Below are 14376 nucleotides of genomic sequence, written 5' to 3'. Positions count from 1 at the left end.
TGGACGGACGGTGCCGGACCGGGATTAAGCTAATGGTGTGTCGCGGTCTGAATCGCCCCTGCCAAGTGTGGGGGGAGAGTGCTACGGTTGTCGTCGCACGTGTGCGCAAACAGCAACATACGGCACCCGGAAGTAGATGAGTGAAGGCATTGGCCGATGGAGGGCTCTATGGCGGATGAGCGGCATGAGTTGGCGGCTCAGGATGATGGCAGGGGCGCTGACGAACCACCCCGGTTATCCGGTGAAAAAGCGGCGAAGCCGACGGCAGCCTCTCGTAAGGGTCGGCTGACGAAAGAATCGATACTTCCTCCGGAGAGCTTTACCAAGGCTCCCAAGATCTCAGCCAAGTCCCGCACGCGCGAGGAGGAGAACGAGCTCAAGCGGGTCCGGCGCGAAGCCCAGAGGGCGGCCCAGCGTCGCCGTACCCCGCCGAAGGGCCCTCTGGGCCGCTGGTGGCGGCGGGTGCAGTCCTCGCCGGACAGGATCAGCCTGGGCATGTGCATCGTGGCCCTGGGCGTGGTCTACGGCGACATCGGCACCTCGCCCCTGTACACCATGCAGGCCTTCGTGGCCGGGCAGGGCGGCATGGCCCGTGTGGACAGGGCGGCCGTGCTTGGCATGCTCTCCCTGGTCTTCTGGTCCATCACGCTGATCACCACGGTCAAATACGTTCTGGTGGCCATGCGCATCGACAACAAGGGCGAGGGCGGCATCTTTGCCCTGTACACCCTGGTCCGGCACTACGGCAAATGGCTGGCCATCCCTGCCATGGTCGGTGGCGCAGCCTTCCTGGCTGACTCGGTGCTGACCCCCGCGGTCTCCATATCCTCGGCAGTGGAAGGCCTCAAGACCATCCCTGTGCTGACTCCGATCTTCCGTGAAAACGGAAATCTGACCATGGTCATCACCTTCGTGATCATCCTGATCCTGTTTGCGGTCCAGTCGCGTGGAACTGAGCGGATCGGCAAGGTCTTCGGCAGCGTGGTCATGGTCTGGTTCGCCTTCCTGGCCCTGATCGGCATCTACTGCATAGACAACGACTGGTCCATCTTCGAGGCCCTGAATCCGGTCTACGGGATTCGCTTCCTCTTCAGTCCGCAGAACCCGGTGGGCCTGACCATCATGGGCACGGTCTTCCTGTCGACCACGGGAGCCGAGGCTCTTTATTCCGATATGGGCCACGTGGGCCGTGGCAACATCTATGCCACCTGGCCCTTCATCAACGTCGCCCTGGTCTTCAATTACTTCGGCCAGGGGGCCTGGATCCTGCGCAACAGCGACAATAAGGCACTGCAAGGTGTGGACGGGCTCAACCCCTTCTTCCAGATGATGCCCACCACCGTGCGTTACGTGGCGGTCCTCCTGTCGGTGACGGCCGGTGTCATCGCCTCGCAGGCCCTCATCACGGGCGCCTTCACCATGGTCTCGGAGGCCACCGGACTCAACTGGATGCCCCACCTGCAGGTGCGCTACCCGGCGCGTACCCGCGGCCAGCTCTACATCCCCACCATCAACTGGGTTCTGTGCGTGGCCACGCTGACTGTGCTGGCCATCTTCAAGGATTCCGAGCACATTTCGGCCGCCTACGGACTGGCCCTGACGGTGACCATGATCACCACAACCGTCCTGCTGGCCGACTACATCTGGCATGACGGCAAGAGGGCGCTCTCCCTGCTCTTCGCCCTGGTCTTCCTGGCCATCCAGATCCTCTTCTTCATGGCCTCCATGGCCAAGTTCATGCACGGTGGCTGGTTCACCATGCTGCTGACCGCGGCCATCCTCTACATCATGTACACCTGGGACGTGGGCACCAAGGTGGAGCGCTCGCAGCGGCGGCATATGACGGCCAAGGAGTGCCTGCCCGCCCTGGAGATGCTCCACAACGACTTCCGCGTCCCCTACTATGCGGACAACCTGGTCTATCTGACCTCGGACGCGGAGATGCGGCGGCTGGACACCGACATCTTCTTCTCCATCTTCGCCAACCGACCCAAGCGGGCCCGGGCCTGGTGGGCGGTCTCGGTCCAGACCACGGACGCCCCCTACACCCGCAAGTACTCGGTGGAGAACTTCGGCACCAACTACCTCTTCCGCGTGCGCATGAGGCTGGGCTTCAAGGTGGACCAGAATGTGGCCACCTACCTGCACCAGATCATGCACGAGCTGATCGATAGCGGCGAGCTGCCCAAGCAGCCCTCCATCTACCCCAAGGTGGACGAGGACCCACAGATCGGCACAGTCACCTATGTGCTGGTCCACAAGGCCCTGATGCCCGAGTCCAAGATCGACTCCCGCGGTGCCTTCTCGCTGAAGGTCAAGTACGCCATCCGCAAGGTGGCGGGCTCGCCGATCAAGTGGTTTGGTCTGGCTCCCTACAACCCCATCGTGGAAGTGCAGCCCCTGTTCGTCTCCACGCGGGCGGTTCCCAAGCTGACGCGCGTGGTCCTGCCATCCCGCAAGATCAAGGGCGGCAAGCATCACAAGGGCTGAGTGAGTGGAATCTCACCCTATGGAGCCTGGCTCAAATCGGGTCCGGGCCATAGAATTGACGGCATGGAACCTGGTGCCCGGCCTTTCCGGGCTACCGTCGAAAGGTGATGTGATGACACAAGCTCAAGCCAATATCGGAGTCGTGGGTCTGGCCGCCATGGGTGCCAGCCTGTCCAGGAACCTGGCACGGCACGGCAATACCGTAGCGGTCTACAACCGCCACTATTCGCGTACCGAGACCCTGATCCACGATCATGGCCAGGAGGGCCACTTCGTTCCGGCCAAGACCCTGCAGGAGTTCGTGGCCTCGCTGACCAAGCCCCGCACGGCCATCATCATGGTCAAGGCCGGGGATCCCACCGACCAGATGATCAACGACCTGGCCGACCTGATGGAGCCGGGTGACATCATCGTGGATGCCGGCAACGCCTACTTCAAGGACACCATCCGCCGTGAGAAGGCCATCAGGGCCCGTGGGCTGCACTTCGTGGGTTGCGGAGTCTCCGGAGGCGAGCAGGGCGCCCTCCTGGGTCCCTCCATGATGCCCGGCGGGACCGATGAGTCATGGAAGACCCTGGGACCCATCCTGGAGTCCATCGCCGCCAAGGTCGATGGCGAACCCTGCGTCACCCACATCGGCACCGATGGGGCGGGCCACTTCGTCAAGATGGTCCACAATGGCATCGAATACGCCGATATGCAGGTTATCGCCGAGTCCTATGACCTGATGCGTAGGGGCCTGGGCATGGAGCCCGAGGCCATCGCCCAGGTCTTCGAGGAGTGGAACCGGGGGGATTTGAACTCCTACCTGGTGCAGATCACCGCCGAGGTGCTCCACCACACCGATGCCGCCACCGGCAAGCCCTTCATTGACATCGTCACCGACCAGGCTGGCATGAAGGGCACCGGCACCTGGACCGTGCAGACCGCGCTGGATTTGGCCGTGCCCGTGACCGGCATCGGCGAGGCCGTCTTCGCGCGGGGGCTGTCCTCCTCGCCCGAGCTGCGCAGCCAGGCTGCCCAGGAGGGCCTGAAGGGTCCGCAGCCCAAGGCCGTCATGGCCGACCTGGCCGCCGATTCCGAGGCCCGCAAGTCCTTCATCGAGGACATTCGCCAGGCTCTCTACGCTTCCAAGATCGTGGCCTATGCCCAGGGATTCAACGAGATGCAGGAGGGCGCCCGGGTCTATGGCTGGAAGCTGGACATGGGGGCCATCGCCCGCATCTGGCGTGGCGGCTGCATCATCCGGGCCAAGTTCCTGAACCGGATCTCCGATGCTTACGCCTCTGGCCGTGAGCCGGGCTCACTGCTCTTCGACCCCTTCTTCAAACAGGCGGTCGAGCAGGCCCAGGATTCCTGGCGGCGTGTCGTGGCCCGCGCCACCCAGTCCGGCATCCCCATCCCCGTCTTCGCCAGCTCGCTGTCCTACTACGACGGGCTGCGTTCCGATAGGCTCCCCGCCGCCCTGATCCAGGGGCAGCGCGACCTCTTCGGCGCCCACACCTATGGGCGCGTGGATCAGCCAGGCGCCTTCCACACCCTCTGGGCCGAGGACAAGTCCGAGATCAAGCAGGACTGAGCTTCTCGCCGGAATCGCAAGGGTCCGTACAGCCGCTGAGACGGCAGTGCGGACCCTTCTGCCATCCTGTCAGCGGATCCTGGCTGTGGATTCCCGGACCACCAGTCGGCATGCGGCAGTCGTCCGAGTGGGAGGACGATCATCGTCCTCGCCCTGCAGACGGGCCAGGAGGGCATCCACCGCCTTGCGGGCCAGGTCCTCCTTGTCGGTGCTGATGGTGGTCAGCGAAGGGATATAGGACTCTCCCTCCTGGATGCCGTCGAATCCCACAACGGCCAAGTCCCGGGGAACCTCCACGCCGCATTCGTGCAGTCCTCGGATCAGGCCCAGGGCCAGGGAGTCGGTCATGCAGAAGATGCCGTCAAAGGGCAGGTCGGACGTGTCCGTCAGATGATGGCCCAGGTCGCGGGCCATCTCCCCGTCCCAGCGCTCCAGGGGCAGGAAGTCTTCGCGCCGGGCCTTGATTCCGGCGGCTTTAAGGGTCTTCAGGCAGCCGGCCACCCTGCGGCCACGGACCGAGTGCCGTTGGACCGGATCGGTGCTGTCCGCCATGTCGGCACCCACCACGCCTATCCGTCGGCATCCGCAGTCCAACAGGTGCCGCACGGCCATGGCGGCTCCCTCGAATCCGGCCGTCATGACCGAATCGAAGACCGGCTCGGCTGAGGGGTCGTCCAGCAGGACCAGAGGCTTGCCATCGGCCAGCTCCTGCATCTCCTCATTGGTGATGCTGCCTGGGCTGAAGATGGTCCCGTCGCAGAGTTGGCTGGTCACATGCCGGAGGATGGAGACCTCGTCCTGTTTGGAGTTGGAGGTCTGCTGGATGATGGCCTGCATGCCGTGGGCATTGATCTGCCGGGAGATGGCCGCGCTCATCTGCGAAGGGTAAGGCTTGTCCAGCTCGAAGATGGCCACGCCGATGATGCCGCTCTTGCCTGAGCGCAGGCTTCTGGCCGACAGGTTGGCCGAGTAGCGGAGCTTGTGGGCGGCAAGCAGGACCCTGCGCCTGGTGTCATCCGCTATGCGTCTATCGCCTCGAAGGGCATAGGAGGCAGTGGCCCGAGAGACCTGCGCCTCCTTGGCCACATCGCTCATCGTCACCATCTCGCACCTTTCCCGGGGTTCAGCCATCATCTTAGGCACCCGGGTGGCCTTGTCGGCATATAATTGACACGATTCAACCAACGTGCTATACCATATTGTGACAGCAGTTGAATCGTGTCAATTCCCGGGTCTCGACGTTGAACAGCCCGGACGGATGTTCAGAGGATTGATTGCAAGGAGGAGTCATGAAGCTGAAGCGAGCATGGAAGGGCATAGCTGCGGCGTTGGGGGTCGGCGTGTTGGTGTCGGCCATGGGTGCCTGCGGGGCTGGTGGCGCTGACGGGTCCAAGACCACGCTGACCTTCCTGTCATGGAACAACGAACAGGTCATGAGGCCATACATCGACCAATTCGAGCAACAGAACCCGGGGATCAAGGTGGACTTCAGCTACTCGCCGCCGACCCCCGAGTACATCCAGACCCTGCAGACCCGACTGGTCGGCAACCAGGCCCCGGATGTGTTCATCATCACCTCCGAGAACAAGGCCGACCTGATCAAGAACGGCTACGTGCGGGACCTGACCAACGAGCCCTTCATGCGCAACATCTCCCAGGCCAACAAGGACTTCGTCAGTCATGAGGGCAAGGTCTACGGTATGTCTGTGTCCTCCTGGGCCTCCGGCATCGTCTACAACAAGGACCTGCTGGCCAAGGCTGGCGCCAAGGAGGTTCCGGAGACCTGGGACGGGTTCCTGCAGCTGTGCAAGAAGCTCAAGGCCGCCGGGGTCACGCCCTTCCTGGAGACCATCGCCGATGGCCCCAGCAGGATTCCCGATGCCTTCATGGGCTCGCAGTTCGACAGGGACAAGGTCGATGTGACCAGTCTGATCGACCGTCGCCCCCAAAAGCCCGGCAGCGACCAACGCGAGGCGGCTGCGGCCTGGATGAAGCTCTACGACCAGGGCCTGGTCACCCGGGATACGGTCGGCATCAGCGGCGACGACATGAAGACCCAGTTCATCAATGGCCAGGTGGCCATGATCTGCACCGGCCCCTGGGACCTGCCATCCATCGGCCAGGCCGGGCTCAAGTATGGCATGGCCCCCATGCCGCTCATGGAGAAGGGCATGGTCAATTACGCCCAGGGATCGCCATCGCCTGCCTACGCCATCTACTCCCATCTCAAGGGCGACAAGCTCAAGGCCGCCCGGAAGTTCCTGGCCTTCATGGACAGCCACTGGGCCCTGCAGCGTTCGGCCGACAACGGGGATGCCATCACCGTCCAGGGGTTCAAGGCCAAGGTCAAGCCCGAGTACGAGCAGGTCTATCGAGCCAACGTGCAGCCGGGCCATTACTTCCTGTTGATGAACTTCTATGCCAAGCCTGATGTGCTGACCACGGTCCGCCAGTCCGAGACCCAGCAGCTGGTGCAGGGGTCCATCAATCTGGATCAGTGGGCCAAGGCCATCGACGACAAGATGGCCTCGGTCAAGTAGGAAGGGCTGGAACATGGCTTCCCAATCCTCGGCAGAACGTGCCAACGCCCATCGGCGGCGCATGGTCGGCCTGCGGCAGGATCTGACCTCTTTCTGGTTCCTCCTGCCCATTCTGGCCGTCTTCGTCATCCTCTTCGCGGTGCCGCTGGTGCAGACCATCATCTACTCGGTGACCGACTTCAACGGCTACAGCCTGAACATGCACTATGTGGGCTGGAAGAACTATCACAGCGTGTTCACCGATTCCTCGACCATGCAGGGTCTGGTGTTCACCATCCTGTATGCCGTGGCCCAGACGGTTCTGGTGACCATCTTCGCCATCCCCCTGGCCGTCACCCTGAACCGGAAGTTCTGGGGCCGCAACTTCGCCCGTTCCCTGTTCTTCTTCTTCAGCGTGCCTTCGCTGGCCATCATGGGCATGGTCTGGAAGTACATCTTCTCGCCCATGAAGTCAGGTGTCTTCAACACCATCCTGGGCGTCTTCGGCCTGGGACCGGTGCCCTGGCTGTCCAATTCGACCCTGGCCCGGTGCTGCGTCATCTTTATCGCAGTCTGGGCGCAGATCGGCTGGCATGCCACACTCTACCTGGCCTTCCTGCAGTCCATTCCCGGAGACCTCTATGAGCAGGCCACGGTGGACGGGGCAAGCAGCCGCCAGCAGTTCGTCCACATCACCCTGCCCCAGCTGATCCCAGGCATCGTCACCTCCAGCTTCCTGCTTATGTCAGGAGGCCTCAAGGTCTACGACCTGCCCTACACCATGACCAAGGGCGGCCCCGGGTACTCCACCTATACGGTGACCCAGTCCATCATTCAGCAGGGCATCGGCCAGTCCCAGTACGGGCTGGGCTCGGCCCTGGCGGTCCTGTTCACCGTGGCCACGGCCCTGGTGGTCTTCGCTCAGATGGGCGCCGCCAGTCTGATTTCCAGGAGGTTCCAATGAGCAGCAGCAAGAGCTCGACCCTGACTCTGAGCCAGCGGGAACGGCGGCGTTCGGTGATCAGGAGCGTGGTGGTCCTGATCATTGCCCTGATCTGCGCCGTGCCCCTCTGGTACATCCTGATCAACACTTTCAAGACCGTGCCCGATATGGCCACCAATCCACTGGGTCTGCCCAAGCAGTGGACGCTGCGCAACTACACGCGGGCCTTCGCCACGGTGCCCATCGTCCGCAGCCTGGTCAACACCCTGATCGTCACCTTCTTCGGCGTTCTCTTCCAGGTGCTGATCGGAGCTCTGGCTGCCTACGGGATGATTCTGCGCAAGTCGATCTTCACCTCGGTCATCGGGGTGATCCTCATGATCGCCTTCGTCATTCCCACCCAGTCCACCCTGATCCCCCTCTACCGGATGGAGTCCAGCGTGGGGCTGGTCAACACGCTCCTGGGTCTGATCATCATGTACCTGGGCGGGGCGGTCTTCTGCTACTTCCTGATCGTGGGCTACATGCAGTCCCTGCCCTTCGAGGTCATCGAGGCCGCCAGGATCGACGGGGCCGGCCCCCTAAGGATCTTCTGGAGCATCGTGCTGCCCCTGATCAGGCCCATCCTGACCACGGTGGTGGTCTTCCAGACCATGTCGACCTGGAACGACTTCATGACGGCCAACGTCTTCATCAGCAGCTCCAACCTGCGCACCATCGTTCTGCAGGTCTATAACGCAGTCGGCCAGTTCACCACAGATTGGCCTAGCTTCATGACCATTACGGTCCTGGCCCTGATTCCGGTCTTCGTCTTCTTCATCTTCTGCCAGAAGTGGATCGTCTCCGGACTGGTTGCCGGTGCGGTCAAGGGGTAAGGCGGCCCATCGGAAGGTCGTAGTCAATGGCGGCGGTCGGAGGTTCCGGCCGCCGCATTCATGAAGGATCGGAGTCAAAATCCATGCAGGAATTCGCAAGCACACATCAAGGGTCGGAGGGGACGGGATTGGCGAGCAACCCCCTGCATCGCTACTGCGCGGACCCGGATCTGGTCATGATCGGGGACCGCTGGTACCTCTATTGCACCGAGGATGGTCTGCCTGAATGGTCCTCGCATGCCTTCTACGTCTATGAATCAGGGGACCTGTGCCACTGGACCCGCAGAAAAATCCTGGACCTGGACCAGGTTCCCTGGTGGCATGGGGGACAGGGTGCCTGGGCTCCCTGCCTGTTGGTGCGCCGGGGACGCTGCATCCTGTATTTTGTGGCCGACGGGCAGATAGGCCAGGCCGTCGCTCCTGGGCCAGCCGGTCCCTTCCGGGCGGCCCAGGAGCCATTCATCGCCCGGGGGGACTACGACTGCCTGCCCATCGATCCCTCGGTCTTTGTGGATGACGGCGATGTGCCCTATCTGCTCTGGGGCAATGGCCGTGCCTACATGGCGCGGCTGAGTCCGGACGGCCTGCGTCTGGAAGATGGCTCAGTGCGCTCCGCCGTGCCTGACAACTTCCGCGAGGCCGTCACCATCTGCCGACGTGGGGACACCTACTATGCCTCCTGGTCGGAGAACGACACCAGGGATCCGAGCTACCGGATCCGCTGGTCCAGCGCGCCATCGCTGGATGGGCCCTGGACCGCGCCTCAGATTCTGATAAAGGCCGATCGTGCCAAGGGGATTCTGGCTACTGGGCACCACTGCATCACCCGTGTGCCGGGCCGGGACGACTGGATTGTGGCCTACCACAGATTCGCCAGGGACGGCCAGGGTGACGGTTGCCATCGCGAAATCGTCTTTGCCCCCCTGAACTTCACTGATGACGGCGCCCTGGTCCAGGTCCGTCCGCAGGTGGGATCCTACTGGTATCCGGCCCGGAATCCGGTCACTCCCTGACGATGGGGTGGCCGCCGAAGGCGCTGCGCAGGGCGGAGACCACCTTCATGGTCATGGGGTCCTCGATCTTGGAGGACTGGCGGGCGTAGAGGGCCGAGGTGATGGCCGGTGTGGGTACTCCCAGTTCCAGGGCATCCGCAATCATCCACTTGGTCTCGCCGGTCTCATCGGCTTTGCCGGCGATTCCGCTCAGGTGCGGGTCCTCCTTCAGAGCCTGGGCCAGCAGGTCCAGCAGCCAGGACTGGATGACCGAGCCCTTGCGCCAGGACTCCACCACTTCGCCCGGCTCCTTGATCAGGTCGGAGGCCTCCAGGACCGCATACCCCTCGGCCAGGGCCTGCATCATTCCGTACTCGATGCCGTTGTGGACCATCTTGGCATAGTGGCCTGCACCGGTGCCTCCTGCGTGGACCAGACCATAGTCGCCCTCGGGCTTCAGGGTGTCCAGAACGGGCTGGATCCGGGCCACGTCCTGGTCCGATCCGCCGACCATCAGGGCATAGCCCTTCTCTTTGCCCCAGATGCCGTTGGAGGTGCCCACGTCCACCAGGCCTATGCCCTTGGCGGCCAAGGCTTGGGCGTGCTCCTGGTCCTGGGTGAAGCGGGTGTTGCCCCCATCCACGACCAGGTCGCCGCGCTCCATCAGCTCGCCCAACTGATCAAGAGTGGACTCGATGGGCTTGCCGGCCGGGACCATGACCCAGATTACCCGGGGGGCCTCCAGGGCCTGGACCAGGGCCCCAAGGCTGTCCACATCCCTGCCCGAGTCCGGCGCGATGTCGTAGCCGACCACCTGGTGGCCGCCGGTGCGCAGGCGGTCCGCCATGTTCTTGCCCATGCGTCCCAGGCCGATCATGCCAATCTTCATAGTGTCAGTTCCTCTCCATTGACTGCAACAGTGTGAAGTTGACCGCGATGGTTGGTGGTCGGCCGCGGTCGGGCCGATTTGTCGGTGCTACTGGCGGGCTGCCTGCCGGGCGCGCTCGGCCTGGACCTGGGTGGTGTGCGCCTTGACGTCGCACTGCAGGCCCAGGGTGTCGATGACCTCTTCGGCCTCGATCTCAGGAGACATGCGCAGACCCACGTCGATGGTCAGGTGAACCTCGTCCGGTCCCAGGGGCTCCAGGTCATCGAACTGGGAGCGCAGCATCTGCGGCTTCATGAAGTGGCCCTTCCGCTTGGAGAGCCGTTCCATGATGGAGTCGTAGTCCCCGCTCAGGTGGATGAAGACCACGCCCGGCATCCGCAGCCGGTCACGATAGATCCGCTTCAGGGCCGAGCAGGTGACGGTCCCAGGCACCCCACGGCGTATGTGGTCCTCAATCCATTCATGGATGCTGTCCAGCCAGGGCCATCGGTCCTGGTCGTTCAGGGGGATGCCACGGGCCATCTTGTCGATGTTGGCCTGGGGGTGGAAGTCGTCGGCCTCGGCCATGTCCCAACCCAGCTTGTTGCCCAGGTGCTCGTTCATGGTGGTCTTGCCGCAGCCGGCGACCCCCATGATGACCAGAACAGGGGTGCGGCCTTGGAAGTAATCCGGGGGAACCGTGTTGTCCACTGCTGAGGGCACCTGGGGTTCCGGGTGGACTTCTGCGCTCAGTGCGTCTGAATTCTTCAACGATGTGTCGACCATGTGCAACCTTTCTGAAAAGTGATCCGGCAATGATGCTCAGGCGGTGATGGGCACAAAGATGCTGGCGATCATGACCAGGACCAGGACCACTACCGACAGCAGGCATTCCAGAACCGACCAGGTCTTCAGGGTCTCGCCGACACTGAGGCCGAAGTACTCCTTGATCAGCCAGAAGCCCGCGTCGTTGAGGTGGGAGAGGAATATGGATCCGGCGCCGATGGCGATGACCAGCAGGGTGGTGGCCGTGGAGCCTGCATGCATCATGGTCATGGCGTTGCTGAGGATGCCGGCCGTGGTCAGGATGGAGACGGTGGCCGAGCCTGTGGCGATGCGCACGAAGACGGCGATGACCCAGCCCAGCAGGAAGATGGAGATGTTGGAGTGCTCCACAAAGGTGCCGATGATCTTGCCGATGCCGGTGGAGACCAGAACGCCCTTGAAGCCACCGCCCGCGCCCACGATCAGCAGGATGCCTGCCACAGCGGGCAGCGAGGCTCCCAGGGAGTCATTGACGGTCTTCCAGGAGATGCCCGAGGCGGCCTTGAGGACCAGCATGGAGACGATCAGCGCTATGGCCAGGGCCATGACCGGGTTGCCGATGAAGTTGATGGTCTGTGCCAGGCCGTCAGTGCGATCCTTGAACCCGGGGACGGCGATTTCGAAGATGGAGGTCAGCAGCATGAGGACTGCCGGCAGCAGGATGCAGCAGACCGAGAGGCCGAAGGAGGGCAGCCGGGTCTCCTCCTTGCCCGCCTGCTCGCTCTTGGCCACGAAATCTGCCGGTGCCTGGATGGGCACCCAGCGGGAAGCCAGCCGGGAGAAGGCCGGGCCCACGACGACCAGGGTGATCAGGGCGAAGGGGATGCCGAACATCATGGTCAGGCCCACGTTGCCGGTCTGCTTGAACTGGCTCAGGGCAGCCAGGGGACCAGGGTGGGGAGGCACGCAGGCGTGCATGATGGACAGGCCTGCCAGGGTGGGGATGGCCACCCGCATCAGGGGGAGCTTGGTGCGGCGGGCCACCAGAATGATGACCGGGACCAGAATGACCAGACCGACCTCGAAGAACATGGGCAGGCCGATCAGGGCGCCGATCAGGGCCATGATCCAGGGGATGGTGGCGGGCTTGGACTTGGCCACCAGGGTGTTGACCACCTGGTCGGTGGCTCCGGTGTCCATGAGGACCTTGCCGATCATGGCTCCCAGGCCGATCAGAATGCCCACGGAGCCCATGGTGGAGCCGAACTCGCCGGTAAAGCTGGCCAGGGTGGCCACTGGACCGTAGCCGGAACCGATGCCGACCACCAGGGCGGCACCCAGCAGGGAGACAAAGGGATGAAGTTTGACGACAGTGACCAGGAAAATGAGCACCGCCAGGCTGAGCACCAGGCTGATGCCCAGTTGGGTGGTGTTCAGGGAAACGGCCTGACTCGCCGCCAGGGTCAGGTACCCGTCGGCTGTCGGCTGCGACGCTAAAAGCATGGCTGCCTCTTCTCTGAGGATGCGAACCGTCCGGCCTGATCAGCTTTCCGGCTCTTATTTTTGCATTACTTAATATCGACAGCGTGATATTAAGTATGCCTTAACAGACAATATCTTACACGAACCTGGGACGGATTGGAAGATGGCATGCTGAGGGCAGGATTGAGCCTCTGCTTGTCTGCAGAATCGTCTGATGGCTCTGGGCGCGAGTCCGGTTGCTAGAGTGGAATTCGTGGAAAGCGCGAGCAAGCCTGATGACGAAACGGCTACAGAAGGCACCCTGCATGACCGGCTGCTGGACCAGTGGGGGGCAGCCATCGTCGACGGCACCATCGCACCGGGTGACAGGCTGCCCGCCCCGGACCTGGATAGCCAGAGGCCTTCGCGCACAGTGACCCGGGAGGTCACCAGGGTTCTTGAGGCCATGGGTCTGGTCACTGTCAAACGCAAGGTCGGTGCCACGGTCAACCCCTGCCGGCTCTGGAATATCTATGACCCGCGGGTGATCGAGTGGAGGCTGCGCGGACCTGACCGGGGGCGGACCCTGCATGAGCTGTCCGAGCTCAGGGCATGCGTGGAGCCCATGGCTGCCCAGCTGGCGGCCAGCCACGCTGATCATGATCAATGGGCGAAGCTGACGCGGGCCGCTATAGACATGGTGGCCAACGCTGACCGGGCCGACGGGCCAGACTATCTTCGGGCTGACGAAACCTTCCATCGAACCCTGCTCGAGGCATCGGGCAACGCCATGTTCGCGGCGCTGGGCGATGTGATTGCCTCAGTGCTGTCTGGGCGGACCCGACATGAGCTTATGCCCAGGAGGGCCGACGAGAAGGCTCTGAGGCTGCACGGCGACGTGGCTGCCCTGATACGTCGGGGCGACGCAGAGGGGGCACGGCATGCCATGGATTGGATCGTCGACGAATCCGATCGGGCTGTCGAACAAATGACACGAAAGGACTCCGAAGATTCCGCTCGTGCTGCGGATAAGGAATCTTCGGAGTCCCCAGGTCTGTAGAGGTTTTTGGCGCAGAGGGTTCAGCTCAGTTTCGAGGCGGCATCAGCGTCCAGGAGCCAGAGGGTCTCCAGGGTGCCCCTGGCATATGAGGAGGGGACATGGGGATCGTCCGTGGTTCCCAGGGCGGCAGCCACGGCCGAGGCCTTCTCTGCAGTTGAGGTGAAGAGCCAGACCTTGGGGGTCCGGCGGATGAATGGCGTGGTCATGGTGACCCTGAGCGGGGGAAGCTTGGGGGAATTACTGACACCCGTCACCAGCAGAGCGTCGTCCTGCAACCTGACCTCGGGGCGGTCGGGGAAGAGAGAGGCATAGTGACCGTCGGGGCCTACGCCAAAGACGGCCAGATCCATCCGGCCCTCAGGCCCCAGCTGGTCGATGATCTCCTGTTGATACGCGGCTGCCGCCTGGGTCAGAGCCCGTTCGTTCTCCTGCTGGTCGGCGGCCTCAACCTGGGCTGGGCTGCGGGTATCCACAGGCATGGAATGCACGTTGGCCTGCGGCAGCAGCCCCTGGTCGATCAGCGCGCCGTACCAGGCCCGTCGTGCCTGCTCGTCGTTGCGGTCCGGGTCTTCCAGGCCCACGAACCGCTCATCGCTCCACCAGAGGTGGACCCGACTCCAGTCCACGCTCTGGCTCAGGGGATCAGCGCCCATCAGGGCATAGACATCCGCCGCGTCCCGCCCGCCGGTCAGCGCCAGGTCGGCCCGATCCTGACGGGCCAGGAGGTCTCCCAGCTCCAGCAGGATGCGGGCTGCTGTAGCCTGGTTGAGCAACTTGGTTGTGGTATAGGTCACGGTACGACGATCGGTCATCTGATCCTCCTT

At 63.2% G+C, this 14376-nt stretch carries 12 protein-coding genes; 7 read left to right on the top strand and 5 right to left on the bottom strand.

Features of this window, described 5'->3' with window-relative positions; genetic code table 11:
* The first annotated feature begins 168 nt into the window (after positions 1 to 168).
* Together H3U89_RS02615 and gndA are read left to right on the top strand one after the other, a co-directional pair.
* Positions 169 to 2490, top strand: coding sequence for a KUP/HAK/KT family potassium transporter (locus H3U89_RS02615; protein ID WP_198178601.1), 2322 nt, complete (start codon positions 169 to 171; stop codon positions 2488 to 2490).
* Positions 2491 to 2602: 112 nt separating this feature from the next.
* The gene (gene gndA, locus H3U89_RS02610) at positions 2603 to 4069 is read left to right on the top strand and encodes an NADP-dependent phosphogluconate dehydrogenase (protein WP_198178602.1); all 1467 of its coding nucleotides are present in this window, start codon (positions 2603 to 2605) and stop codon (positions 4067 to 4069) included.
* Between the two features lie 69 nt (positions 4070 to 4138).
* Here gndA and H3U89_RS02605 read toward each other — a convergent pair whose 3' ends face one another.
* A complete protein-coding gene (locus tag H3U89_RS02605) occupies positions 4139 to 5173 on the bottom strand; it encodes a LacI family DNA-binding transcriptional regulator (protein ID WP_198178603.1) in 1035 nt (344 codons plus the stop codon).
* 185 nt (positions 5174 to 5358) lie between these two features.
* On the opposite strand from H3U89_RS02605, the gene H3U89_RS02600 reads away from it, so the two are divergent.
* From H3U89_RS02600 to H3U89_RS02585, 4 genes are all read left to right on the top strand, one after another.
* Positions 5359 to 6609 carry an ABC transporter substrate-binding protein gene (locus H3U89_RS02600; RefSeq protein WP_198178604.1) on the top strand — a complete coding sequence of 417 codons (1251 nt, stop codon included), beginning with the start codon at positions 5359 to 5361 and terminating at the stop codon, positions 6607 to 6609.
* A 13-nt stretch (positions 6610 to 6622) separates the two neighbouring features.
* A complete protein-coding gene (locus tag H3U89_RS02595; RefSeq protein WP_183122227.1) occupies positions 6623 to 7552 on the top strand; it encodes a carbohydrate ABC transporter permease in 930 nt (309 codons plus the stop codon).
* Entirely contained in the window at positions 7549 to 8406 is an 858-nt protein-coding gene (locus H3U89_RS02590) for a carbohydrate ABC transporter permease (protein WP_198176926.1), read from the top strand. The genes H3U89_RS02595 and H3U89_RS02590 overlap by 4 nt, the downstream gene beginning before the upstream one ends.
* A gap of 83 nt (positions 8407 to 8489) precedes the next feature.
* A complete protein-coding gene (locus tag H3U89_RS02585; protein WP_198178605.1) occupies positions 8490 to 9419 on the top strand; it encodes a family 43 glycosylhydrolase in 930 nt (309 codons plus the stop codon).
* Here the strand turns inward: H3U89_RS02585 and gnd are convergent.
* Genes gnd through H3U89_RS02570 form a run of 3 tightly spaced genes read right to left on the bottom strand, consistent with a single transcriptional unit; the run spans position 9409 to position 12534 of the window.
* Positions 9409 to 10365 (bottom strand): phosphogluconate dehydrogenase (NAD(+)-dependent, decarboxylating), encoded by a 957-nt coding sequence (gnd, locus tag H3U89_RS02580; protein ID WP_332460527.1) that lies wholly within the window; start codon positions 10363 to 10365, stop codon positions 9409 to 9411. The genes H3U89_RS02585 and gnd overlap by 11 nt on opposite strands.
* 9 nt (positions 10366 to 10374) lie before the next feature.
* Positions 10375 to 11052, bottom strand: a complete 678-nt coding sequence (locus H3U89_RS02575; RefSeq protein ID WP_232345454.1) for a gluconokinase — start codon at positions 11050 to 11052, stop codon at positions 10375 to 10377.
* Positions 11053 to 11088: 36 nt separating this feature from the next.
* Positions 11089 to 12534 (bottom strand): GntP family permease, encoded by a 1446-nt coding sequence (locus tag H3U89_RS02570; protein ID WP_198178606.1) that lies wholly within the window; start codon positions 12532 to 12534, stop codon positions 11089 to 11091.
* Between the two features lie 232 nt (positions 12535 to 12766).
* Here H3U89_RS02570 and H3U89_RS08355 point away from each other — a divergent pair, with 232 nt between their 5' ends.
* Positions 12767 to 13552, top strand: coding sequence for a FadR/GntR family transcriptional regulator (locus tag H3U89_RS08355; RefSeq protein WP_198202408.1), 786 nt, complete (start codon positions 12767 to 12769; stop codon positions 13550 to 13552).
* A gap of 20 nt (positions 13553 to 13572) precedes the next feature.
* Here the strand turns inward: H3U89_RS08355 and pgl are convergent, their stop codons facing one another.
* A complete protein-coding gene (gene pgl, locus H3U89_RS02560) occupies positions 13573 to 14364 on the bottom strand; it encodes a 6-phosphogluconolactonase (protein WP_198178608.1) in 792 nt (263 codons plus the stop codon).
* Positions 14365 to 14376 lie beyond the last annotated feature (12 nt).

This window comes from Bifidobacterium sp. W8104, assembly GCF_016100735.1.
In the GTDB taxonomy this organism is placed as follows: Bacteria; Actinomycetota; Actinomycetes; order Actinomycetales; family Bifidobacteriaceae; genus Bombiscardovia; species Bombiscardovia choladohabitans.
Note: the sequence above shows the minus strand (reverse complement) of the source record. Positions and strands in the feature narration are given on the sequence as shown.